This is a genomic window from Polaribacter sp. 2405UD43-2 (genome assembly GCF_058147125.1).
In genome coordinates, this window is the sequence record NZ_JBYVJX010000006.1 from 135,661 (window position 1) to 161,283 (window position 25,623).

The window sequence follows — 25,623 nt, forward strand, 5'->3', positions numbered from 1 at the left end:
TTTAATAGGCTTTTTCTTCTCCTTTAAAAACGTTTAAAACCGTTTGAATAATGATTTTAATATCTAACAGAAAAGACCAATTTTCTATATAAAAAATGTCTAAACGCACCCTGTTTTTAATATCCGATTTCTTTTTAATTTCACCTCGATAGCCACTAACTTGTGCTAAACCTGTAATTCCTGGCTTTACAATGTGTCTTTTTAAATAATCGTCTACATCTTTTTGATATTCTAAAGATAAGCTTTCTAAGTGTGGTCTTGGGCCAACAACACTCATATCGCCAAACAAGACATTAATAAATTGAGGCAATTCGTCCATACTTGTTTTTCTTAAAAAAGCGCCTATTTTAGTAACTCTAACATCATTTTTTGTAGCGTGGACTTTATCTGACTGAGGGTTAATTCTCATAGATCTAAACTTATAACAAACAAATTCATCGCCATTTAAACCTTCTCTTTTTTGTTTAAAAATTAAGGGTCCTTTAGATTCTAATTTTACTAAAATCCATAAAAGAGGTATTAACCAAGAAAGGATAAAAATGCAAGCAAAGAGCGAGAAAAAAATATCAAAGATTCTCTTAATATAAAAATTCTCCGTAAATTCAAATGGTAATTTTTTTACATTTAACACCATTAAAGTATCATCATAATATTCTACTTTTTGGTTTTTACTGTATAATTCATTTGTATTGGGTATAAGTTTTAATGTAATTTTATTCTCAATAGAAAATTTATTCATTTCTTTAATTTGTTCTTTATTTAAAACACTTAATGAGCAATAAATTTCATCTACTTGATTGTCTATTACATAAGAAAAAACATCATTTAACTTCCCTTTGTATTTTTTGTTTTTGTGTTCTTTATCAGAAAAAAAACCTAAAAATTTATACCCTAAATTAGCTTTACTGTTAAATACTTTAATAACACTTTTTGCAGAATCATCAAACCCTAAAACAACGGTAGAGATATAGTTGTTACCTAAAGCTCTGTATTTTTTTAATAGAAAGAAAAATAAAAATTTAAAAATAGTGATAGATAGTAATATGGATACTAAAATTAAAAATTGATTATGTACTACATCTCCTTCTCTAAAAATTCCGAAATAAGCAAAATATCCTAATGTAAATATTAAAAATTGTTTTGCTAAAAGGGTTAAAATTCTTAAGTTGTTATTAAAACGATAAACATTATAAAAGCCTAAAAAATAACTCGTAATTATCCAAAATAAAGTAATATAAGATAGAAAAGAAATATTAAAAAACTCTTTATCATAAACAAAAAAAACTGTTAAATTGATTATACATAAATCTATTAATAGCTGTATAGGTTTTATTAAGTATGAATATCTTTTTTTCAATTATTTAGAATTAGATATACAAATATAAGTGTTTAATGTAGTATTTTACTTATCATTTTATCTATAGTAAATATTTTTTTTGCAATTTTTTTTTGATGTTGATTGTCTTTTTTTTCTGCTAGAATATGCATTATGTTTTTAAGTAAAACTTCTTTTTTCCAAGAAGTAGAAATGGTCTTTAAATTATGTGTTTTAAAAAGATTCTCTATTTCACTTCCTTTATCTGTAATGATAAGGATATTACATCCTGAAGCTAATAAATTTGGGAGTTTTGAGGGTAAAGACCCTTTTGAAGTATTGTAAAGTTGTGGTATAATTTGAATATCACTTCTTAAATACAACTCTTCTAAATTTTTTCTAGCAACTAAATTATGAAACTTTATTTTCTTATTTGTATTGTTTTCTTTTAGCTTATCAAAAATAGTTCCTTGCGAAAAAAAATGAAAAACAGTATTTTCTATTTTATTAGAAGCAAAATTAAAAAAGTTATATAATTCAGAGGGGTTTTGTTTTTCTCCTAATGCGCCCGAATAAACAATATTTATATTCTTGTCATCTATAATCGTTCCTAAATCGTTTGAAAATTCATTTTTTATTGAATGAAAAGGGTACTGTGTTTCTAATTTATTTGGATTTAAGTTATACATATTCTTTGCAACTTCTTTCATTTCATTTGATAAAAAGATAAGTTTATCACAAGAATTATAACATTTACTTTCAATTTTATTGATAAAAAAACTTACCCATTTATTTACAATTCCTTTTTTATTTTTTGAATATATTTCTTGTAAATCATGAACCATTCCAACCTTTTTAATATGTTTATTTAAAAATGGCAAAATTGAATAGAATGCAAAACTTGGTGGAAAAACGGGTATTATTATGTCTTTATTTTTTTGATATTTTCTAATTTTTCTTAATAAAAAAAAAGCATAACCAAATTCTAAGGCTAATCTTCTAATCATTGTTTTATTAGAAAATTTTAAACTTCCTCCACCTCTAATAATAGTTATTCCTTCTAAGCCTAAAGTGCTTTTTTTCACTTTCCAATCTGGATAGAAAGGATGAAAACACAGAACAGTTACATAATGTCCTTTTTCTTTAAGAGCAATAGCAATATCTGAATTAAATTTACCTGTAGAAATTGGTTCAGGAAAAAAAAAGGGGGAGAGTATTAATATATTTTTACTTTTATTCACAGCTTCTTTCTCTTATAATCTTAGCAGGATTTCCTACACAAATCTTTTTTGGCGGTAAATTTTTATACACACTACTTCTAGAGCCAACTACAGTTCCCTTACCAATAGTAATTCCTGGCGCTACAAAAACATCGGTTGCTAACCAACATTGATCTTCTATTAGAATCTTTTTTGCAAAAATAGGAAAATCTGATTTTAAATAGTCATGTGAACCCGTACATATATATGATTTTTGTGAAATAACAACATTTTTTCCTATTTCAATTTCGCCTAAAGAATATAAAGTTACATCATCACCAATCCAAGAATAATCATCAATAGAAACTTTCCAAGGATAGGTTGTTTTTACAGTTGGTCTTATAATTACTTTTTTTCCAATTTTAGCACCAAATAAACGTAAAAGAAATCTTCTAAATCCATACATAAATTGAGGTGTATTTTTAAACAAAACTCCTTGAACTATCCACCATAATTGAACGATAATTGCATTTCTACCTCTAAAATTAGTTGGAAGTTTAAATGTGTTTAATTTTTGCATTAGTGTTTTAAGATTTTTAAAATTTCTTTACTAAAAATATCTATTGTAAAGTTTTCCGCAAAATATTTGATGTTATTATTGCCTATTTCTGTTATTCTAGATTTGTTTTCACTTAAAAACAACAATTTATTAGTTAAACTTTCTAAGCATTTCTTTTTTACAAAGTAACCATTTATATCTTCTTGTATAATGTCTTCTATACCTGCATGTTTAGTTGTTATTATAACATTATTTGTCGCTAAAGCTTCTAAAATTGATATTGGTTGACCTTCCATTTTATAAAAAGTTGGAAGTACAAAAACATTACCCCATTGTAACATTTCCTTTTTTTCTTGACCATAAACTGACCCTAAATATTCTGTGTTTTTTAAATCATTTATTTTTTGTTTAATTCTTTCTTTTAAACCTGCATCTATATTACCAGCAATTCTAGCTTTATAGAGTACATTATTATTTTCTAATTGTTTTAAAGATTCTAATAAAAAAAGAATCCCTTTTTCTTCCATTAAATTACTGAGATAAGTAATTTTTAATTCTTTATCATTTTTTATTTTTTCATCCTTTAAAAGAAAATCTTGGGCAAAATTGTTAAGAATAAAAATTTTATCCTTTTTTAAAAAAGGGGTTAGATTATTCTTTAAAGATTTAGATAAAACAATTCCCTTTGTAAATTTTGAAATTAAATAATGAAATGTTTTCTTTTTTATTCCTTTTAGCTGATGATATTGGGTTCCTAAAAAATTACCATGAATATGAATTACTATCTCTTTTTTTAATAATGAAGAAAGTAAAATAAACAATGAATATTTTGTTATTCCTAAAAAAGTTTGACCTGGTGTCATATAAATAATATCATTTTTAAAAACTTTAAACGCTTTAAAGTTTAGAGACAAGAAGAACACAAATTTTTTAAAAGAGAAACTCCCTACAGCATCTTCAAAAACAGTATAAGAAGTGTTTATTGTATCTAAAGAAAACTCACTAGATTTAGTTAATAGCTCTTTTACAACTTGATTTGCCAAGGAAACTCCCGAAATTGGTTTTGGAAATGGACCAATAATTAGAATGTTTTTATTTTTCATATTTTACTTTTTTTGAAAAATTAAAATAATAAAAAAAGCAAATATAAAATATAAATAAGATTACTCCTGATTGTCTTTCCAAAACATTTTCAAAAAGCATAATTATTGAGAAAAAAAAAGTTACTGATAATAGAAGAATGTTCTTTTCAAAGTACGCCTTCCATAAAAGTTTAACAATAAGGTAAATTAATAATAAAAACCCTAAAATACCTGAACTTAAATAATAACTAATATACTGATTATGACAATTATATACTATATCTGTTAAAAGTGATGATTTTTTTTTATAACATTTATCAAGTTCAAATTGAACATCTCCTAAACCATATCCCAAAAATGGAGATTCTTTTATTTTATCAAATGAACATAAATAAATATTATACCTGAGATTCGTAGAATTAAATTTTAAAACCTCTGAATAATTTTCTTTTTGATACAATTCTTTAAATCTACTAGAATTAACAACAAAGAACAAAATACTTATCATTATTATTAGCACTGTAAATTTAAAGTATCTACTAAATCTCCTCTTCTTTAAGAGTATAAAAACTAATATTGATAAACTTATTATAAAACTAAGCAAAACTCCTTTCCTACCTAAAAGAAATAGAGTAGTCATTTGTGTTATAACTAATGGAAGGGTTGCTAAAAAAAAAGCTTTTTTTATGGTTGTTAACCATAAAAAAACCATTAACAATAATGCAATAGAAATAAAAATAGATGCATAAATTGGATGTTGGCTTATTAGCCACATTTCATTCGTAATATACGCAATTGCATCATCTATATGCATTCCTTGCTTAAAAACACCTAAATCATTTAATATATATAAAATCCAAATTGAAAAAATTGCAGTAAAAGTGTTTAGTAAAACTATAAAATAAAATAAAAATTTCTTTTTGAAGAACCTAGTTTGATTAATTCTATTAATAAATCCAAAAGAAATTGGAACAACTAGTAAACTCATCCTTGTAGACAGTAGTCTATCAATATTTAAAAAATTATCAGTATTGATTAATGATATTATTAATATAAAATAAATTGAACCGAAAATTAAAGTATCTTTATATGGAAATTTTTTTTTAGCACTAAATATATAGAAAAAAAGAGAAGTTAAAAAAAGAAAAAAAACAGACAACCCTTTTAACCTATTAGGGAGTAAAGGAAATAGCGAAAAAAAAAAGATTGCAAGCCTAGCTAAATTAGGCGAATATTTTGATAAACTCATTCTCTTTTAACTTTTGGTAAATTAAGTTTTATTTGTCTAATTAAATAACCTGCAAAAATTATAAAAAGAATATAATAAAAATAGCGAACTGCTGCCCTCATATTATATTCAAAAGCATAAACAATATGAAGAGCTAGTAAAATTACCATTAGAAAAGCGGTAATTCTTTTGTTTTTTATAAATTTAATCCTCACAACTTTCTCGAAATAAGAAAAAATTAAGCCTGTTAGAAAAAAATAGATAATAGTAAATATATATCCCATTTTAAAGACCCTTCCATGTAAAGAAAAAGGAGCATAAGTATTTATTCTCATTTTATCTGCATAGTCGTACCATCCCGCTGTACTCCCTGGAAGCGGGTTAATATTAATTAAAATAATATTCCAATCTAGTTGAGCTTTTTTAACTGTTGCAATAGTTACATAAGTGCCATAAATAAATGAATAATAAAGGTTAAAAAAAAAGCTCCTCGAAAAACTCTCTGACGACGAACCAATACTTTTAAAATAAGGTACTAAACCATGTGAATTTAATTCTCTTAATTGCATCATAAATGATAAAAAAACAAATCCTATTGCTAAATGAATCGAAAACCTTAACTTATTCATAAGATTATTTCCACTAGAAATAAACATTAAACAAACAAAAAACAAATAAAATAAAAATACAGATCTAGAACCTGTGCTTACAGAAATAATAATAGTTAAAAAAAATAATACTGCACTTAAAGTCTTATAACTACTATAGATTAATCCGAGCATAATAACTTCAATAAAAGTTAATACTTTTATAAATATGGTAAAAAAACGATTTGTATCTGGAAGGTATTCACTTCTAATAAAAACACCTCTACCATAGGTAATAAAGTATAAAGCTATCACAAGAAAAAAAACAACAATTACTACATTTTTTAAATAATTAGGAAAGTTATGCTTTACAAACAAACTATCAGAAAATGATTTATTAAGTATTAATTTGGTTTTCTTCTTAGAAAATTCATAAAAAATAATGACCCCTAAAAGAAAAGAATTTAATGCAATAAAATATAATCTAATTGTACTTAAAAAAGTTTTCTCTGACACTCTATCAATATTAAACAATGAAAATTTCTCTTCAAAAAAATAAAAATACCATAGAGATAAAATTATAGATAATGAACTAAAAATTATGTAAATATATGTAGGGCTTAGCAAAAAGTACTTAAGTACTTTTATTATAAGATATAATTCGAAGATTAATATGATAATTAAAAAAATCAAATAATTTTAAGTTTTATTACATAATAAGTCCTTAGTAATGCTAATATAACATCTGAAATTACCCTTAAGTAAATCAAATTCCAAAAAGATAATTTTTCAAAAAAATAAAGTACTACTGCTATAAATATATAGATTAAAGATGAGATAATTAATGATTGATTAAATTCTTTATTATAACCAAAAGCGACTAGAGTACAAGTACCTAGCATAAAAGTTAATGCCACAAACGGAGGAATAATTGCTAAAGTTTTAAGAACATTATTATATTCTATCATTTCACTTCCTCCAAACAATTGTAACAATTGTTGAGAAAAAAAGAATAAAATAAGTGATAGCATAATTGCAAAAGCTACACTTAAAAAAATTAATCTTTTTAGGAGTGATTTATCTTTATTTCTTGTGATGGTAGGAAAAACAGCTTGCTGTAACATATCAAAAGGAATAATACAAACTAATACTATTTTTAAAGCCACATCAAAACCACTAACATAATCCATCGTATAAAAAACTCCAATTAAAAAGATTGTCATAAAATTAAAAGTTAATGATAAAAACCTTCCTAAAAAAAACATATAAGCCTCTTTAATTATTTTAAAAAGATATTTTTTTTCAATACAAACAAACAAAAAATTAAATTTTTTAACAAGTGTTAAATACCCCAAAAAACCCATTAAAAAACTTGAAAAAACGATTAAACAAATATGAGTTTTTAAATCTTCTGGGTTTAAAACTAATAACACAGTACCTATTACTAAAACAAGTCTAGAAAAAACTGTTATATAAGTTGCTAATTTTAATTTTTCAACACCTTGAAAATACCAAATAGGAAAGAAAACCTCTCCTATACCCATAATTAACATCAAATATAAATAGTCTTTATAACCAGAAAAAACTTCTAAAAAAGTGAGTAAAAAAAGTATTAAAAAACTTAAAATGTATAATGCTATTTTTATAGAAAAAATTGCTGAAGTAATTTTGTTTAAATTATCAATATTAGTTCGATTTTCAACTATATACTTGGCAGCATAAACATTGAACCCAAAATTGATGAAAATTATAAAATACTGTATTATTGAGTCTGACCACGTAAGTATACCATAGTTAATTTTACCCAATGTTCTAACCAAATAAGCTACTAAAAGAAACTTTATACCAATATTAAAAAATCTTAGAATCGATAAAAAAGATAGATTTTTTAAAATGATTAAATTATCTGAGCTTATTCTCTTTAACATATAAAGTTATTAAAATTAAAATACCAATCATATATCTTTTTAACACCTTCTTCTAAGTTTATTTTATGTTTCCAATCTAAACTATGTAGTTTAGAAACATTAGCAACTTTACGCATTGTATCGCTTTTCATTTAATAAATTCTTTAAACGTTTTTAATTTCGTGTCTTTTTCCGATAAAATAATATCCTCTTTGTTAAGACCCCAATCTATATTTAAATCTGCATCATTATAAATAACGCCATCTTCAGAATTTACATTATAATAATTATCGCATTTATAATTTACTGTTGTATTGTTTTCTAAAACAGCAAAACCATGTAAAAAACCTCTTGGAATGTATATTTGAGTATTATTTTCTGATGATAATTCTATTGAAAAGCTTTTCCCAAAAGTTTCAGCATTTTCTCTAACATCAACAATTACATCTAAAATTTTACCTTTAGTTACTCTTACTAATTTTGCTTGACTAAATTTTCCTTTTTGCAAATGCAACCCTCTTATGACACCAAATTGCGAAACAGATTCATTTTCTAAAACAAAGTTAACTTCCTTTCCTATTGCTTTATCAAATTCTTTTTTATTGTAATTTAATAAAAAGCTTCCTCTGTTGTCTTTAATTAACTTAGGTTTTATAATAAAACAACCTTTAAACGGAGTTTCTTTAATAATCATAAACAATTAATAGGTTAATTATTGTCTTTAGTATAATTGTTTAAATAATTATTTAATTGCTTTAATAATAGAAATAAAATCATTAATCCTGCGCCTAAAACGGCTAATAAAAATGCTTTGTTTTTTGTTATTCCTTTTATTTCATAACCAATTGGCTGAAAATTAGAAATAACATTAATAACCTCATATTTCCTAGATTTTTCTCTCGCAATTTGTTTTAAGTCCGAATTTATTTTTCTGTTGGTTTCAAATAATTCTAATTCTTTTGTGGTTCGTTTTTCTCCGCCTAAATCAATACTGGTTCCATTGGTTTGTTTCTTTGCTTCATCAAGCATTACCTGCATATACACTTTTCTTAAAGAATCTAATTGAATAATATTTTTACGATATAAAGAGTCTGTTCTATTCAAATTTTCATTGGTTAACTCTTTTATTCTGTTATAGTATTTATTATTTATTACAGACGCAATAATTACTTCACCTAAATCTTTAAAAACATCGTTTTTCTCTGCAATTACATTTATTTTATGAACCTTATAATCGTAATTGGTAAAAGAGGTTTTAAACTCATCATAAGTATAACTTTTAACGGTTGTTGTATCTACGGCTAAAATAAATTCGTTGTAAGAATCTATAATATCTTTCTCTGTTTTTATAGGCTCTATTGCAAAATTCTTTAAAGTTGCAGCAGTATTTTTATCTAATTTAAAAGTATTTGCTAAACCAATAGTGTCTTTTTGTTTTACCAAATCATTATAATAATTAATATTATTATACAATTGTCTGGTACTTTTAAAATTTGGACTTACTAATAAATCAGAACCAAAAGTATCCTGTTTTTTTGTTTCTAGAAAAATTCCTAAAACCCCACCAATTATTGCAGCAATTCCAATTTTTATAATATTATTTTTTAAAAAGATTAAAATTGAAATGATGGCGTGAAAAACACCTTTAAAAATACTACCAATAAAATTAAAAAACTTGGAAAAACCTTTCCCTATAATTACAAATAAAGATCCTAAGTCTACCTCTTCTTCGTTGTTGTTTTGTTTTGTTGACATTCTTTGTTTGGTTAAATAAATCAGTTATAAACTGTTAAAAAATTTGTTCTAATATTTTTTGAGTGATGGCATAAGTTGGAGTAACTCCTGTCATTCCTAAACCTCCTGAGGCCAAAGTTGCTCCTGTTTCTAAAGGATTATCTGAGGCATAATATGCATAACGTACTTTTACATCACTAGAAATATTTCCTCTAATTTTAGAGGCAGATTGTATGGCTTTTTGATAATGTGCTCCTTCCATTTCTAACCCAATTACACTCCAGGTTGAATCGTGAAAAAACTTTAACAAGTCTTTGTTTTGTAATGAGGTTCCTAATACCGAAATCATAGAACCATCAAAAACTTGCACGCCAAAACCTTCTAAATCTTCTTTAGATAACTCATTTTTAAAAGGATAATTGTCTGCAGTTCCTTCAAAAATATGCGAAGATGGAATCATTATATCTCCTTTACCACCTTCTAAAATACCTGCTTTACCCATAATAGAAACAGATTTTACATCTAAATGATTCTTTTTCTTGCTGTTTTTATAGGGTTTTAAAAGTTCATCCATTGTTTCGTAAGCTTGTTCTCCAAAGGCATAATCCATCACAATAATTACAGGGCTTTTATCAACAGCATTTATTTTATCAAAAGGTGAGTTTTCAAAATTTATTTTATCAGTATCAATAACTTGCACGTTAATATTTGTGCCAGAAGTATCTTTTATATAAATTAATCCGTTTTCAGATGCATATTCTTTTACCGCTTTTTGTAAAGGTTTGCTATCTGCATTACTTAATAATTGATACAACTCAAATCCTTGATGATTTTTTGCTTCTTCCGGAATTGCGTTTTGTGCATAAATAGAGTTTAAAACACTGTGCATATTTGCACTAATAATATGAATAGGTCTTTTTAAAAGTTTGTTTTCTTTTAAAACTTTTTTAATATTGTTTGCCCAAACTTCTCCGTAAATATGATGCCCTATTTCTTGAATTAAAACCGAACTAAACGTAATTTTTCGTTTTTTATTATCTAAAACTTCGTTAATGGCTAATTTACCCAACCAATAAATGAGTTGAAAAAAGCGGTCTTTATTTTCTTCGGTATAAAAAGTTTTATGAATGTTTAAAACTTCATCAAAAGTTCTTCCTAAAAAATTACTTAAATGTGCAATGGCTATTTCTCTTTCTTTATTGGTAATTTCTTTGTTATGAATGACAATATTTTCTAAATATTTCCATTCTCTAATAAAATCTGTTCCATCGTTAATGGTAACTCTTTTTTGAATTTTATGCGATTCTATAAACAAAAAAGTTAAGTGCGTAAGAATATCATAGATTTCAGAACGTCCTCTAGTAATTTCGATATTCATTTGATCTTTATCTATTCTGTAACAATTTCTTCTTCTTTTTGGCGGAACAATTGCTTCGAAATGAGAATTTTTATAACCTTCATCTGTGGTTAAACTAATAAACTGGCATTCTTCTATTCCTTTAGGAAGTCTTTCTATAACGTAAACAAGACCATTTAATTCTATTTTATCTTCTGCAATAGAGCCGTAAATTTCTGGGCGAAGTAATAATAGCGATTTTCTTAAAGTTTCTCCAGAAACGCCCATAGGTTTGTAAAAACCTCTACTAAATAAATGTCGCATAGAAATGTATAGTTTTTCTATGGCATTTCTAGACTCTTGCGCTCTGGTTCTATCTATTTTTTTGAGTTTACTCATTCTAAATTTTAATTTATCAAAGATAAAATTATTTGGCGGATAATAACTGCTTATACTTGTCTTGATTTTTCAATAATTCAACTGCATTTCTTATGGCAGCATCATTTTTTAAATTGTGAGCATACACTCCTTTTTTGTAAAAATATCTCATTAAGATTTCTTCTTTTAAAATTCTTTTTAAAATATCTTTATTTTTTGATATTTCATCAATTTTATCATCCAATAATTTTTCTTGAATTTTTTCATATTCTTTCGTAATATTTTTTGTTGATGAAACCTTGTAAGCTTCTTTAAATAAGACTTCTTGCTTAGTAACAAAAGTAGTGTCTGACTTTAAATAATTGGTAAACTTCTTAAAATCTGCATCTTTAAAATCAAAATGATCTTCAGTATTCATTTTAGGATTGTTAAAATAAAAGTGCGTTGCAAAATTAAAAATAGCTTTTGAGCTTAATAATCTTTTAGTAGCTGCTGTTCTTTTAGATTCTTTTATAATTACATCTGGTAAAATGCCACCACCATCGTAAACAGTTCTTCCGTTTGCGGTTTTAAATTCGTTAATTCCTTGGTCAGAAAATTTAGGAACTGTTCCGTCTTTTTTTCTATTGGCATAATCCAATTCTTGAATACATCTGCCACTTGGCGTATAATATTTAGAAATGGTTACTTTTAACTGCGTTCCGTAAGTTAATTTTCTATAACGCTGCACCAATCCTTTACCAAAAGAACGTTGTCCCATAATTATAGCTCTATCATAATCTTGTAGAGAACCACTTACAATTTCTGATGCTGATGCAGAACGCCCATTTACCAAAACCACAATAGGTATTTCTAAATCTAAAGGATTATTGGTAGTTTTATAAGTATTGCTCCATTTTTTAACTTTTGCTTTTGTACTCACTATTTTTTTTCCTTTTGGTAAAAAGAAATTCGAAATATTTATAGATTCTAACAAAGAACCTCCAGGATTAGAGCGTAAGTCAAAAACCAGTTTTTTCATTCCTTCTTTTTTTAATTTTTTAAAGGCTTTTTTTACTTCGGATGAAGCCTTATTATTAAAACGAGTTAAAACAATATAACCTGTTTCTTCATCAATCATTTTAGAAAAAGGAACAGGATTTACAACTACTTTTTCTCTCGTTATTTCTTTTTTGATGATGTTTTCTTGTCTTAAAACATCCACAGAAAATTCACTATTTGGCGCTCCTTTTAAAAACATAGAAAGCTGGTCTCTTTCCATATTTTTAATAGATTGTCCATCAATAGCAACAATAATATCTCCTGCTTTTAAATCAGATTTATCTGCTGCAAAACCTTTATAAATTTCTTTTATTTGAATTCCTTTTTTTGTGTAATACACAGAAACACCAATGCCACCATATTCTCCTTCTCTTCTAATTCTAGCATCTTCAACGTCTTGCTCGTTGTAAAAATTAGTATAAGGATCTAAATCTTTTAAGGTGTTTTTAATTGCCTTATCCGTAATTTCTGCCGGATTAATTTCATCTACATAATACATATTCAGTTCTTTGAATAACATATTATAGATTTCTATCTGTTTTGCAATTTCAAAAAATTTAGATTTAAAAGAAAACGATAAAAATAGGGTTGCTACTAAAAGAACACCAATCGTTTTTTTGGATAGATTAAACTTCATCATTTTTATTTTTTGTTTCGTTAACAAACAATGTCAACAATTTTTCCATTTTTAAGAACAGTTCTTCATATTTCCATTCTTCTTTCCCAAGATAAGAAATCATAAAAACATAGGGTTTGTCTAGGTTTTTATAGACAATTTCTTTTTGCAAACGATACGTTTCGCGCATCAATCTTTTAATTCGATTTCTATCAACCGCCAATTTAAAATTTCTTTTGGGTACAGAAACGCCAACCTGTGCAGGAAAATTTGAAGTGTGTTCGGTTTGTAAAAAAATCATTCTTAACGGAAAAGCTTTTACAGAATTTCCCTCTTTATAAAGTTTTTCTATTAACTTCTTGCTCTTTAAACGCTCTTCTTTTCCTAAAGTGTACTTCATTGCTACAAACTTAATAGAAATCATCTACTTTTTGTATATTTTGCACGTTTAACTTTCTTTTCAAATCAATTAATGTTGCTGTTTTTTCGATTTAAAATTTAAAAATTAAACAACAATCACTAAATTTGTTAAATATCATACATTTGATAAATAATAAAAAAACGAATCAATTTATAGATAAAACCATATGAAACAAGATCTTTTTCAGGCTCCAGACTATTATAATTTAGACGATTTACTAACTGAAGAACATAAATTGGTTAGAGATGCTGCTCGCGATTGGGTAAAACGTGATGTTACTCCAATTATAGAAGAGTATGCTCAAAAGGCTGAATTCCCAATGCAAATTGTAAATGGTTTGGCAGAAATTGGTGCGTTTGGACCTTACATTCCAGAAGAATATGGAGGTGCAGGTTTAGATCAAATTTCCTATGGATTAATTATGCAAGAAATTGAACGTGGAGATTCTGGTATAAGAAGTACAGCATCTGTACAATCTTCTTTGGTAATGTATCCTATTTTTAAATACGGAACAGAAGAACAGCGTAAAAAATATTTACCAAAATTGGCTTCTGGAGAATGGATGGGTTGTTTTGGTTTAACAGAACCAAATCACGGTTCTAACCCTGGTGGAATGGAAACCAAGTTTAAAGATATGGGAGATTATTATCTTTTAAATGGTGCAAAAATGTGGATTTCTAATGCTCCTTTTGCACAAGTTGCTGTGGTTTGGGCAAAAAATGAAGAAGGTAGAATTCACGGTTTACTTGTAGAACGTGGAATGGAAGGGTTTTCTACGCCAGAAACTCACAATAAATGGTCGTTACGAGCTTCTGCAACTGGTGAGTTAATTTTTGATAATGTAAAAGTACCTAAAGAAAATTTATTACCAAACAAATCTGGTTTAGGAGCACCTTTAGGATGTTTAGATTCTGCTCGTTTTGGAATTGCTTGGGGTGCCATTGGTGCTGCAATGGATTGTTATGACACTGCGTTACGCTACTGTAAAGAACGTGAGCAATTTGGAAAACCCATTGGTCAGTTTCAATTGCAACAGAAAAAATTGGCAGAAATGATTACCGAAATTACCAAAGCACAATTATTAGCTTGGAGATTAGGAACTTTAAGAAACGAAGGAAAAGCAACTTCTGCACAAATTTCTATGGCAAAAAGAAACAATGTAGATATGGCAATAAAAATTGCTAGAGAAGCTAGACAAATGTTAGGTGGAATGGGAATTACTGGCGAGTATTCTATCATGCGTCATTCTATGAATTTAGAAAGTGTAATTACTTACGAAGGAACCCATGACATTCACCTTTTAATTACGGGTTTAGACATAACTGGCTTAAATGCTTTTAAGTAAATTTCTTTAAAAATAATTCTAAAAGAATTGAAAGAAAACAGCAGAAATTTCTAATTGAATTTCAGCGTTTTTAATCTTGATTATTGAGTAAAATCTTCTAAATCGTATTCGTAGATTTTGATAATTATATGATATTTGACAGGTTTTTTACTTGTTTGATAGTATAATTTTGTTGTAGAAATTATTCTAATAAATTCAAGCGAAACACCATGGAAGAATCAAGAAAAGATATTGTACAGTTTATTAACTTACAATTAGCTTCGTTAGGACAGCCCACTTTTAAAGATAAAGAAGGGAAATTCTTAGACCCTAAATTTGAAGAATTAACAAGCGGACTTATAAAAAGTTTACAAGAAAAATCGAGATTATTATCTAACCATCATTCTCCTGTAGATACAAGAATACAAAACTTTATAGACGATTATTTAAAAGATGTTTCTATAGAAAAACCAACAATTGTACCAAATAATACGTTAATATTATCAAAAAAAGGACAAGCTAGAGAAATTAGTTTACCACCAGATGGTAACTCTTTTAAAAGCGATTTAGTAACCTCTAGTAGAGTAAAACAAGGTATTTTAAACAATCCTTTACACGATAAAAGAACTACAAAAGGAACCTTTCATATTGTAGAAGGAGATTTACCTGTACCTCTAGATAAATTTGAAGTACCAAAAGTTGTTTTTGCTCATTTTCTAAATGCGGCCTTCAATCCTTCAGACGATTTAAAAATTCTTCCATTTACATCCAATCAAGAAGAAAAAGCAAAAGTGATGGTTTCTATGTTATTAAGACCAACTGTTTGCCCAGAAGTAAAAGGTGTAATTTCAGAAAAATCATTAGAAGTTCGCTTCTTTGTTCCTGGAAACTTAGTGAGTAATTTAGACTTTGTAGAATCTATTTTTGGCAATGCTGGCAATCCTAATTTAGCACAAAACGATGCTGCTTTAGATACCGAACATTGGACAGGTCATACAGGTTGTATTGTTTTAGCTCCGCAATTAAAAGCGTTAAAAAAGAAAGAGGTTGGCTTACCTCATTTTGATGATGCTACTGAGCGTCAGAAAAAAGACGGAATGTGTTGGAAAGATGAAAACGAACTGTACAATGATGGTGGCGCATTTAAAATAACTTGTAGAGATGAAAGAGGTGTTGTAATCACCTTAATTGCAGACAATTACTACGGATATTCTAAAAAAGAAATTAAAACACAAATTAGTTATTCTGCCAATTTATATGGTTTGGTAGAAGAAGAACACGCAGGTGGAGCCATTGCGTTTGCAAGAAGAGTTATGGGCGATACTTTAGATGGTAAAGACTATTCTGAATTCCATAATTTTCAACATACTTTTGAAGATGTAAAAAAACTTTTAGGTAATACTATTGATGTAAAACCAGAAAATTATGCCGTAGATAAAAAATATCCAAACATAATTTATATCCCTGAATTTGCTTATGTAAACATTAATACAAATAGCATTACTTGGATGCACAATAGTAGAGAGCAAAAATTAACCTTGTCTCCTTATAAAACGTATGTGCATCCAACAGGAAATAAATTTAAGCTCGAAAAACATAAAACCGTTAATCTTTGGAGAATTATAGATACGTTTGCAGAAGGCATTTTCTGTCACAAACCTTGTACGGTTTCTGGTGGAGGTAAATCTGAAATATCAAAATCGATGCAAAATGCAATTACTTATAGTAATTTTAACATCATAGATATTGAAGAAGACTTTAAAAAAGCCGACGAAATTATCGAGTTTAATTACTCTACTCGTTGGAAAATTAAAGACCCGAACAGACCTATTTCTAGATCATTCTTAAGTGAAAAAAGATCGCTAAGTTCTGCAGTAAAATTATTAATTCCATCTGCTGAAAACTCTGATGAATACAATGAATTCTTAAAAAATATTCCTGTTCACATCCGTTCTTTAGTATTGTTTGTAAAACGTTTGTACAGACAAGCACACGGAAAATTAAACTGGAAAGATTATATGTCTGTTGAAATCATCAACGGAAAAAAAGGAACCGGTTTAATGCACAACAACACACCTGTAATTGGTAGTTATGTAAGAATTGGATTTAATGAAAAAGGAAACTGGATGTTAAACAAATTACGTTCAGACTTTTCTCCTTGTGAAAAAATTCAAACTGAGGATGATATTACTGCATCTATCACTTTACCAAGAGAAAAATTATCGAACTTAAATCCAGAATTTACAAACAAAAGTTTAAAGGTTCTTAAAAACTGTGAAGCACACTTATTTCAAAGACCAGATGAAGCTGTTGTAAGAGGTTATGACAAAGGGGCTGAATTAGATTTGGTTACTAACGGACGCTTCTTAACCAACTACGAATTGTTAAAAAAAGAAGATGCAATTGCTTTATATGAAGATACTATCAACTTTGATAAATACACAAAACCAGTACAAGATTTTATAGAAAGTATTGTAAAAAGTGATAAAAACGAAGAGTATTTTGTAGTGCCATCTCACACAAGAATTGTAAACGGAGAACCTACAAAAAACCCTCGTTATTTAGAGCCAAATAGATTTGTAAAAGAAACTGAAGCTTCTTATTTAGCTGATATTGGTGTACGTTTGGTAAGAAAAATTGAACTAAATGAGCCTTTAAATCACGTTGTGAATGCTGTTTTACCAGGAAGAAGAAATAATCCTGTAGATAAAGCTGCCGGAATTAGACCGTTAGCGGTTTACAACCCAATTCATTACCAAGAAACTCCTGAGTTATTTATGGACTTTATCTGTAGTTTAACAGGTAAATCTCCTTCTACAACAGGTGCTGGTTCTGAAGGTGCATTAACAAAAGCACCCTTTAATATGTTAACGCCAACAACCGATTTAAACAATGCGTTGTTATCTCATATTTTAACAGAATCTAACGGATTTAGTACTGCTGCAGGTTATGTAGGGGCAGAAAATAAAATTGACCACGATGTTAGTTTGTTAATTCCTGAAATTTGGGCAAGATTAGAACCTGCAGATAGAGATCCTAAAGCATTAATTGAAAATGGTTCTTTAGAAAAGATTGATGATTTTGAATACGAAGGTGAAAAAATCTTAGCAAGTAGATTGGGTTACAGAATTACAAAAACGTTCTCTTATAGATGTATGAATAGAATTTTTGATGAACCAACTGCTGTTTTTAGCAAAAGAATGTTAAAACCAGAATTACAAGGTTTAGAAGATTATGTAGACGGAATCAAAAATATTTGCGAAGCGCAACAAAAAGTAGCTTTAAATTACTTTGAAGATGGTAGCGTAGAAGCTGCAATACCTCCTTTAAAAATTCTTTTACACATTATGGCGTATGGAAATTACGAAGGAAAAGATATTAGCGACCCAGAATTGCGTAAATATTTTAACAGAGAATCTATTGTTAATAGCGATTGGTATAAAGAAAGGTTAGTTTTAAAACAACAAAAAGATATTGCTTTTTACAAAAAGCAAATCCAATATTTAGAAGACTTTATTGCGAATCCTAATAATGCTAATTTAGTTGTTGAAATGAATATTAAAAAGCGATTAGATAAGGTTAAAGAACTATATAATGAAGCAAAATCTAAAACTTATTTAGAAAGTTTAAACGGAACAATTGGTGCTGATCCTTTATGCAAAAAGAAAGAATAATATTTGAATTAAGAAACTGCTTTTAGCAGAATATTTGGGCATCGCTTACAGTTGATGCCCTTTTTTTTGTACTTATTACAGCATTTATTCTTAGGTTTAATACAGTTTTCAGAACAAATATTACTACAAACAGAAGTGTTTGAAAGAGAAATAACAGGCTTATTTACTGTATAAAAAACAATCATTATTAATAATTATTCTGCAAATATAAGTCTTTATTTAGAATAAATAAAGATAATAAAAAATCTTACTATTTTAACAAGAAGAACAAAATCCACCTTCTTTTTTCACACCTAATTTTACAAGAATCGTTTCTAGTAAACACCATTTTGAAAATGCAGATTGAATTAAATTAACGCCAATAAACACCGTAAACCACATCCAATTTTGACTCACATAATACACTAAAACAACACTTAACAAAATCATTATCCCTACAATTACTCTAAAATACTTATTTAACATTTTTATTAATTTTTTTAGTTTATATAAATCTTTCTACAGGAACAACAATCGCTTTTAAAGGATTATTTGTTTCTAAATTATTATTGAATTCTTTTATTAAATTGAACAAATCATCAATTTTTTCTTTATTGGTGAAGGAGAAAAACATCATAGACTCTGTCTCTCCTTTTCCTGCTGAAAACCAGTTTGAAGCCATTAATAATTGAGGCGAATTTTTATATCCATCAATATCTGAACTGCTAAAGTTTTCAATATTTGCTTTTTTGAAGATTTTTAAAACATCATTTTGAAATTCTTCTACTGCTGTTACTAATACTAATTTCATAATTTTTTATTTTAATGTCCGTTCGAGCGCAGTCGAGAACTATTTATAATTCTTCTTTTCAATCATATAATAAACTAATGGCACAACCAATAATGTTAAAACAGTTGAAACAATGGTTCCACCCATTAATGAAATTGCCAATCCTTGAAAAATTGGATCGAATAAGATTACAAATGCTCCAATTACAACAGTTCCTGCAGTTAATAAAATTGGCGTTGTTCTTACTGCTCCTGCTTCTATTGCTGCTTGTTTTAAAGGAACTCCTTCTGCTAATCTTAAGTTGATAAAATCTATCAATAGAACTGAATTTCTCACCATAATTCCAGCCAAAGCAATCATTCCAATAAATGAAGTTGCTGTAAAAAATGCACCCATAATCCAGTGTCCTATAACAATTCCTATTAATGATAACGGAATGGCAACCATCATTACCACAGGTGCTTTAAAGTTTTGAAACCACCCAACAATTAAAATATAAATCAAGATAATGGCACCTAAAAAAGCGATTCCTAAATCTCTAAAAACTTCTAGCGTAATTTGCCATTCTCCATCCCATTTTACAGTATAATTATCTTCAAAATCTGGCTGACCTAAATACATCTCGTTTAGCTTATAACCTTCAGGAAGTTTTATTTCTTTTAATTTTTTCTCCATTCCTAAAATTACATAAGCAGGACTTTCTAATTCTCCTGCCATATCTGCCATCACATAAACAACTCGTTTTTGGTTTTTACGAAAAATACTTTTATCAGAAATCGTTTCTTTAATTTCTACTAAATCCGCAATCGGAATCATTCTTCCTTGTTTCGATTTTACTTTTAGTTGAGAAATGGTAGATTTTTCTTTTTCATCTAAACTCAACACCAAACCAACCTGATTTACAGCATCTTCATCATACAAATTTGTAATTGCAGTGTTAGACAAAGCCATATTCATTGTATAAGCAATTTGCTGTGGCGCAACACCGTACAACATTGCTTTTTCTTTATTTATTTCAAATTGATATTTAGTTTGATTGTCTTCTACCATCCAATCAATATCAACAACATCATCAGTATTTTTTAAGATGGTTTGCACCTGATTTGCAATATCAATTTGCATTTTATAATCGGGTCCATAAACCTCTGCTACAATGGTTGATAATACTGGAGGCCCAGGAGGAACTTCAACCAACTTTACATTGGCATTGTATTTTGCTGCTATTTTCTGAATCTCTGGGCGTAGTAATTTTGCAATTCCGTGACTCTGAATTTTACGTTCACTTTTATCAACCAGATTCACCTGAATATCTGCCATATTGCTTCCTCCACGTAAATCGTAATGACGCACCAAACCATTAAAAGTTATAGGAGCAGAAGTACCAACATAATTTTGATAATTTACTACTTCTGGTCTTGTAGATAGATACTGTGCAATTTCTTGTGTAACAACAGCTGTACGTTCTAATGTGGTTCCTTCTGGCATATCAATAACAACCTGAAATTCGTTTTTATTATCAAAAGGCAACATTTTTACAGCGACAGAATTCGTAAAAAATAAGACCATTGTGCTCATCAACACTAAAAATGTTCCGCCTAAAAACAACCATCTTTTTGCTTTGTTTTCTAATAATGGTCTTTCTAGCTTGTTATAAATTTTATAAATAAACGTTTCTTCTAAAGGCTTTTCTTGTTTTTCAACTGTTCCTTTTTTGTCTTTTTCTCTTAAGAAAATGTATCCTAAATAAGGAGTAATTGTTAAGGCAACAAATAATGATAAAATCATTGCGATTGAAGCTCCAATTGGCATTGGCGCCATATAAGGCCCCATTAAACCAGATACAAATGCCATTGGTAAAACAGAAGCAATTACTGTAAATGTTGCTAAAATTGTTGGGTTACCTACTTCGTTAATTGCATATAAAGCAGCTTGTTTAAATGGCAGTCGTTTCATCTTAAAATGCCTGTGCATATTTTCTGCAATAATTATGGAATCATCAACCACAATACCTGTTACAAAAACCAACGCAAAGAGTGTGATTCTATTCAAGGTATAATCTAACATATAATAGCTTAACAATGTTAGAGCAAACGTAATTGGAACTGACAAAAATACAACCAATCCACCTCTCCAACCCATTGCCAACATTACTACTAAAGTAACTGCAATGATAGAACCAATTAGGTGTAACAATAATTCTGACACTTTATGAGAGGCTGTTTCTCCATAATTTCTAGTAATTTCTACGTGTACATCATCAGGAATTAAAGTTGTGCTTAAATGGTCTACTTTATCAATAATTACTTCTGCAATCTTCATTGCATCTGCACCTTTTCTTTTTGCTACAGAAATAGTTACTGCAGGATATTCTGATTTATAATCAGATGATTTTACACTTCCTTTTCCAAAACCTAAACTCACATAATTCTGTGGAACTTCTGGTCCGTCAATAATTTTTGCAATCTGTTTTAAATAAATTGGTTGATTCTGTTGCACACCAACTACCAAATTTTCCACATCAGTAACAGAAGACAAAAACTTGCCCGTATTTACTAAAAATTCAGTATCATTTTTATCAAAACTACCAGAACTCAATTGAGTATTATTGGCTTTTATCATTTTTGAAACCGATAAGAAATCTAAACCACTAGCTGCCAATTTATCTTTATCTAAAACAACACGTAGTTGTCTGTTTCTACCTCCAATTTTATGTGTGATAGAAACATCATTTACTTTCTTAATTTCAGATTCTAATTCTTGTGCCATTTGGCTCAACTGAAAATCGTCATAATTTTCACTCCACAAGGTTAATCCCAACATTGGCACATCATCAATCGCACGTGTTTTTACCAAAGGAAAGGTGACTCCTTTTGGCATTTGATCCATATGTTTATTAATTTCATTGTACAATTTTACAAACGAACGCTCAATATCTTCGCCCACATAAAACTGCACAATAACCATTGCTTTTTCGTTCATAGAAGTAGAATACACATACTCTACACCTTTAATATTCGAAATTAATTTCTCTAAAGGTTTTACAACTCTAGACTCCACTTCTGTAGGACTTGCACCTGGGTAACCCACAAAGATATCTGCCATTGGCACATCAATTTGTGGCTCTTCTTCTCTCGGAATTAAAAACGAACTATACACACCAATCACCATAAAAACGATCATTAGCAACACAGTTAATTTAGAACCGATAAAGACTTTTGCAGTTTTTCCAGCTAAACCTTCTTTCATATTTTTATATTTTGGGCGTTTTAACAGGCTATTCGTTTCAATCTTTTTTTGCCATAAATGGCATCAAAAAAAGGATTTCCACTTCTATCCTTAACGCGACTTTTTAGTTATTTAATTGAAATTTTTACACCATTATATAACTTGCCATCAGCAGAAAGGATGTAAGATTCTGATGCAGATAAACCCGATAAAACCTCAACTTTATTGCCATAAGTTCTTCCTAAACGTAACCAACGTAACAACGCTGTATTACTTTGACTTACTGTATAAACTCCTGATAATTGTCCATTTTTCACAATCGCTTTTTTCGGAATTAAAACCATTTTTGAAACTGCTTTTCTTTCAACAGGAAACTGAACCGTAGAAAACATTCCAGATAAAATATTTACAGCTGTTTTTTCTAAATTGATTTTCACCAAATATTGACCACCAGTATTTTTTGCAGAAGTACTTACTTCAGTAACTTTTCCTTTAACAGTTTTATTTAAAGATTTTACTATTACTGTAACAGTTGTTCCTTTTTTAATATGTGAAATTTCAGATTCTGGCACCATAGCAACAACATCAAATTCATTTGGAGTTTCTAAACTAATTAGCGGCATTCCTGGGTTTGCCATATTTCCATTTTCAATATTTTTAGCAGTAATTATTCCACTAAAAGGAGCTGTTATATTGCTATATGTAAATTGAGCATTAATCTCATTTTTCATTTGGTTTGCAGATTCCAATCCAGCTTTAGCCATTTCATAATTAGCAGTCATATCGTCCATTTCTTTTTGTGTAATGCTATTACTTGCAAACAAATTCTTAAAACGCTTGTAATTTTTTTCAGCATTATTAAAAGCGGTTTTTGCTCTTGTAATTCCTGCATTTACTTGCGCTTTTTTTGCTTGTAAATCTGTATTATTAATAGAAATCAACAATTGACCTTTACGAACTTTATCGCCAACATTTACGTGGACTTTCTTTACAAAACCCATTATTCTTGTACTTAAATCTGCACTTTTTGAGGCTTGAATTTTTCCGCTTACAGACAAAAACTGACTGTTATGGTTTTCTGTAACTTTACTTACTTCAACTTTAATCACAGGAGAATTGTCTGCAACTACTTTTTTCTCTTCTTTACCACAATTTGCAAATGTGAATGCTACAGATAATAATAGAATTGTGTATATTTTTTTCATTTTATGATTTGTTTATAATTTTGATCTCGACTGCGCTTGATCAGACATTTTTTTTAAAATTATTTTACTAAAAACTGCGACTACTTACTACCAACTATTTTCATTCTTTAGTTAAAAATTCTAAATAGGCATTTGTAAAATTGTATTCGAAAATAGTTTGATAATATGCAAGTTGTTTTTGTAGAAATTGAGTTTCTGCCATTAGCAAATCAGACATTTTTTCTAAACCTTCTTGAAATCTATTTTTTCGGATTCTTAAAGATTCTTTAGATTGTTGAACCGACAAATCTGTTAATTCTAATTTGCTTTTTGCATCAACCAATTGACGCTTTACTTTATTTAATTCTAACTTACTTTTAGATACATATTGCTTGTATTCTAATTTGGATTTCTCTAACTCAGCTTTACTTTTTTGTACTTTTCCAAAACGCTGTGAACCTTTAAAAATATCCCAACTTAATTGTGCTCCAATTAAATATCCATTAGCATTACCTTGTAAAAATTTATTGTCATACATTTCATAACTTCCAAAAGCATTTAAACGAGGTAAAAAAGACATTTTATCAGCTTTATTCATCACTTCATATCCTTTAGAAACTAATTGCAATGCTTTAATATCAGATCTATTTTCAGAAATCGTTTTATCATCAATTTGTAAATTAGTAACTGTTAAGTTTTCTGCTGGTTTGTATAATGTATAGCTTTCATCATTCATTAAAAATGATAAATAATTGGATGCGTTTTGAACATTACTTTTTGCTGTTTGCAACTGATTTTTAATTTCTGTAACTCGCACTTCAACATTCAAAACATCAGCTCTTTGTAAAATGCCTTGTTTAAAACTATTGTTTGCCATATTTTTATTTGCATTTGCAGCTTCTAATGCTTTTTCTAAAACTTGAACTCCTTTGTAAGCTAACTGTAATTGCATATATGCTTTTTCAACTTCAAAAATTAAATAATCTTGAGTGCGTTTTGTTTGTAAAGACATTGCATCCATTTTAGATTTGGCTGCTTTTCTTTGATAAAAACCATCTAAATTGATTAATGGTTGTTGAATTTCAACCTTGGTTGCAAAATTTTGAGTTCTAGTTGGATTGTTTAACAAAACTGGATTAAAATCTGCTTGCGTTAAAATTCCTTGATTCAATTTAGAACCAAAAGCCATTAAAGGATTTGTTGTTGAGATTCCTGTATGACTTGCTGTAATATTTGGTAAAAAAACAGCATTTGTTTGCTTATAATCTGCTTTTGCTTTGTTAAATTCTTGTTCAGAAATTTTAATAGAAATATTGTTTTCTGAAACTTTTAATAACAATTCTGATTTTGTAATTGTTACAATTTCCTGCGCATCTATAATTGAAGTAAACAGTAAAATAGTAATAATTAGATATTTAAAAGTATTTTTCATTTATTTCATTTTGATGACACAAAACTAGAATGAATAAACAGCTCTATAAGTAACATTTGTTACTCTAATAAAATATCGAAAAAACTATTTTTAAGTGACAAAAGTCACATTAATAACAGAAATGATATATTATCTTTGTTCTCTAACGGCAATAAAAGATAAAATAGTCTTAATTTATTTGTAGTTGAAAAAAGGAACCTTTATATTAACCTTATTTTTAAGTGTACTTATACTATATAATAGTTTAAGGGTTTCTATTACCTATATCTATTATAATGTAGATACTATTGGTTTTATTGAAGCTCTGTGTGAAAACAAAGACAAACCAGAATTGGCTTGTAATGGTAAGTGTCATTTAAAAAAGATTTCCAAAACTACGAATGAGGAAAGTAATCAACCAATTAATTTGATTGATTTTAAAGATATATTATTATATAATCAGAAGATTTCTTCTCATCAAGTTGATGATATTATTCATCAATCAAAATCTAATTTTTATTACAACAATCTCTATAACTTTAAATTATTAGAAAACTGTTTTCATCCGCCAAATGCATAATTGTTTTATCAATTTATAGAACTTCTATAAAACACTAAATACTTAAAATTAAA

21 protein-coding genes are annotated in these 25,623 nt (G+C 28.1%); 3 read left to right on the forward strand and 18 right to left on the reverse strand.

Features of this window, described 5'->3' with window-relative positions; translation table 11 throughout:
* Window position 1 precedes the first annotated feature (1 nt).
* From ACY2RX_RS09875 to rnpA, 13 genes are all read right to left on the reverse strand, one after another.
* Window positions 2–1,357, reverse strand: coding sequence for an exopolysaccharide biosynthesis polyprenyl glycosylphosphotransferase (locus ACY2RX_RS09875; RefSeq protein ID WP_490103812.1), 1,356 nt, complete (start codon window positions 1,355–1,357; stop codon window positions 2–4).
* 32 nt (window positions 1,358–1,389) lie between these two features.
* Window positions 1,390–2,556 carry a glycosyltransferase gene (locus tag ACY2RX_RS09880; RefSeq protein WP_490103813.1) on the reverse strand — a complete coding sequence of 389 codons (1,167 nt, stop codon included), beginning with the start codon at window positions 2,554–2,556 and terminating at the stop codon, window positions 1,390–1,392.
* The gene (locus ACY2RX_RS09885) at window positions 2,549–3,094 is read right to left on the reverse strand and encodes a putative colanic acid biosynthesis acetyltransferase (protein ID WP_490103814.1); all 546 of its coding nucleotides are present in this window, start codon (window positions 3,092–3,094) and stop codon (window positions 2,549–2,551) included. Before ACY2RX_RS09885 ends, ACY2RX_RS09880 begins: the two co-directional genes overlap by 8 nt.
* A complete protein-coding gene (locus ACY2RX_RS09890) occupies window positions 3,094–4,176 on the reverse strand; it encodes a glycosyltransferase family 4 protein (protein ID WP_490103815.1) in 1,083 nt (360 codons plus the stop codon). Before ACY2RX_RS09890 ends, ACY2RX_RS09885 begins: the two co-directional genes overlap by 1 nt.
* A complete protein-coding gene (locus tag ACY2RX_RS09895; protein ID WP_490103816.1) occupies window positions 4,166–5,143 on the reverse strand; it encodes an O-antigen ligase family protein in 978 nt (325 codons plus the stop codon). Before ACY2RX_RS09895 ends, ACY2RX_RS09890 begins: the two co-directional genes overlap by 11 nt.
* 257 nt (window positions 5,144–5,400) lie before the next feature.
* Window positions 5,401–6,486 carry an O-antigen polymerase gene (locus ACY2RX_RS09900; protein WP_490103817.1) on the reverse strand — a complete coding sequence of 362 codons (1,086 nt, stop codon included), beginning with the start codon at window positions 6,484–6,486 and terminating at the stop codon, window positions 5,401–5,403.
* 173 nt (window positions 6,487–6,659) lie between these two features.
* Window positions 6,660–7,898: an oligosaccharide flippase family protein gene (locus ACY2RX_RS09905; protein WP_490103818.1), complete on the reverse strand. Its 1,239-nt coding sequence runs from the start codon at window positions 7,896–7,898 to the stop codon at window positions 6,660–6,662.
* Window positions 7,892–8,029 (reverse strand): hypothetical protein, encoded by a 138-nt coding sequence (locus ACY2RX_RS09910; RefSeq protein ID WP_490103819.1) that lies wholly within the window; start codon window positions 8,027–8,029, stop codon window positions 7,892–7,894. Before ACY2RX_RS09910 ends, ACY2RX_RS09905 begins: the two co-directional genes overlap by 7 nt.
* The gene (gene rfbC / locus ACY2RX_RS09915) at window positions 8,026–8,571 is read right to left on the reverse strand and encodes a dTDP-4-dehydrorhamnose 3,5-epimerase (RefSeq protein WP_490103820.1); all 546 of its coding nucleotides are present in this window, start codon (window positions 8,569–8,571) and stop codon (window positions 8,026–8,028) included. The genes ACY2RX_RS09910 and rfbC overlap by 4 nt, the downstream gene beginning before the upstream one ends.
* 14 nt (window positions 8,572–8,585) lie before the next feature.
* A complete protein-coding gene (locus ACY2RX_RS09920) occupies window positions 8,586–9,632 on the reverse strand; it encodes a hypothetical protein (RefSeq protein WP_490103821.1) in 1,047 nt (348 codons plus the stop codon).
* Between the two features lie 34 nt (window positions 9,633–9,666).
* On the reverse strand, window positions 9,667–11,346 hold the full coding sequence (locus ACY2RX_RS09925) for a DUF6909 family protein (RefSeq protein ID WP_490103822.1): 1,680 nt from the start codon (window positions 11,344–11,346) through the stop codon (window positions 9,667–9,669).
* A gap of 28 nt (window positions 11,347–11,374) precedes the next feature.
* Window positions 11,375–13,003, reverse strand: a complete 1,629-nt coding sequence (locus tag ACY2RX_RS09930; protein WP_490103823.1) for a S41 family peptidase — start codon at window positions 13,001–13,003, stop codon at window positions 11,375–11,377.
* On the reverse strand, window positions 12,993–13,406 hold the full coding sequence (gene rnpA / locus ACY2RX_RS09935) for a ribonuclease P protein component (protein WP_490103824.1): 414 nt from the start codon (window positions 13,404–13,406) through the stop codon (window positions 12,993–12,995). Before rnpA ends, ACY2RX_RS09930 begins: the two co-directional genes overlap by 11 nt.
* A gap of 163 nt (window positions 13,407–13,569) precedes the next feature.
* Here rnpA and ACY2RX_RS09940 point away from each other — a divergent pair, with 163 nt between their 5' ends.
* Both ACY2RX_RS09940 and ACY2RX_RS09945 read left to right on the forward strand, forming a co-directional pair.
* On the forward strand, window positions 13,570–14,748 hold the full coding sequence (locus ACY2RX_RS09940; protein ID WP_490103825.1) for an acyl-CoA dehydrogenase family protein: 1,179 nt from the start codon (window positions 13,570–13,572) through the stop codon (window positions 14,746–14,748).
* Between the two features lie 209 nt (window positions 14,749–14,957).
* Window positions 14,958–18,401, forward strand: coding sequence for a PPi-type phosphoenolpyruvate carboxykinase family protein (locus ACY2RX_RS09945; RefSeq protein ID WP_490103826.1), 3,444 nt, complete (start codon window positions 14,958–14,960; stop codon window positions 18,399–18,401).
* A gap of 255 nt (window positions 18,402–18,656) precedes the next feature.
* On the opposite strand, the gene ACY2RX_RS09950 is transcribed toward ACY2RX_RS09945, so the two are convergent.
* From ACY2RX_RS09950 to ACY2RX_RS09970, 5 genes are all read right to left on the reverse strand, one after another.
* Window positions 18,657–18,866, reverse strand: coding sequence for a YgaP family membrane protein (locus tag ACY2RX_RS09950; protein ID WP_490103827.1), 210 nt, complete (start codon window positions 18,864–18,866; stop codon window positions 18,657–18,659).
* 19 nt (window positions 18,867–18,885) lie between these two features.
* Window positions 18,886–19,191 carry a hypothetical protein gene (locus ACY2RX_RS09955; protein ID WP_490103828.1) on the reverse strand — a complete coding sequence of 102 codons (306 nt, stop codon included), beginning with the start codon at window positions 19,189–19,191 and terminating at the stop codon, window positions 18,886–18,888.
* A 39-nt stretch (window positions 19,192–19,230) separates the two neighbouring features.
* A complete protein-coding gene (locus ACY2RX_RS09960) occupies window positions 19,231–22,416 on the reverse strand; it encodes an efflux RND transporter permease subunit (RefSeq protein WP_490103829.1) in 3,186 nt (1,061 codons plus the stop codon).
* 107 nt (window positions 22,417–22,523) lie between these two features.
* Window positions 22,524–23,600, reverse strand: coding sequence for an efflux RND transporter periplasmic adaptor subunit (locus ACY2RX_RS09965; protein ID WP_490103830.1), 1,077 nt, complete (start codon window positions 23,598–23,600; stop codon window positions 22,524–22,526).
* A gap of 100 nt (window positions 23,601–23,700) precedes the next feature.
* Window positions 23,701–25,011: a TolC family protein gene (locus ACY2RX_RS09970; RefSeq protein WP_490103831.1), complete on the reverse strand. Its 1,311-nt coding sequence runs from the start codon at window positions 25,009–25,011 to the stop codon at window positions 23,701–23,703.
* A 184-nt stretch (window positions 25,012–25,195) separates the two neighbouring features.
* Between ACY2RX_RS09970 and ACY2RX_RS09975 the strand changes: the two genes are divergently transcribed.
* Window positions 25,196–25,570 (forward strand): hypothetical protein, encoded by a 375-nt coding sequence (locus ACY2RX_RS09975; RefSeq protein WP_490103832.1) that lies wholly within the window; start codon window positions 25,196–25,198, stop codon window positions 25,568–25,570.
* Window positions 25,571–25,623 lie beyond the last annotated feature (53 nt).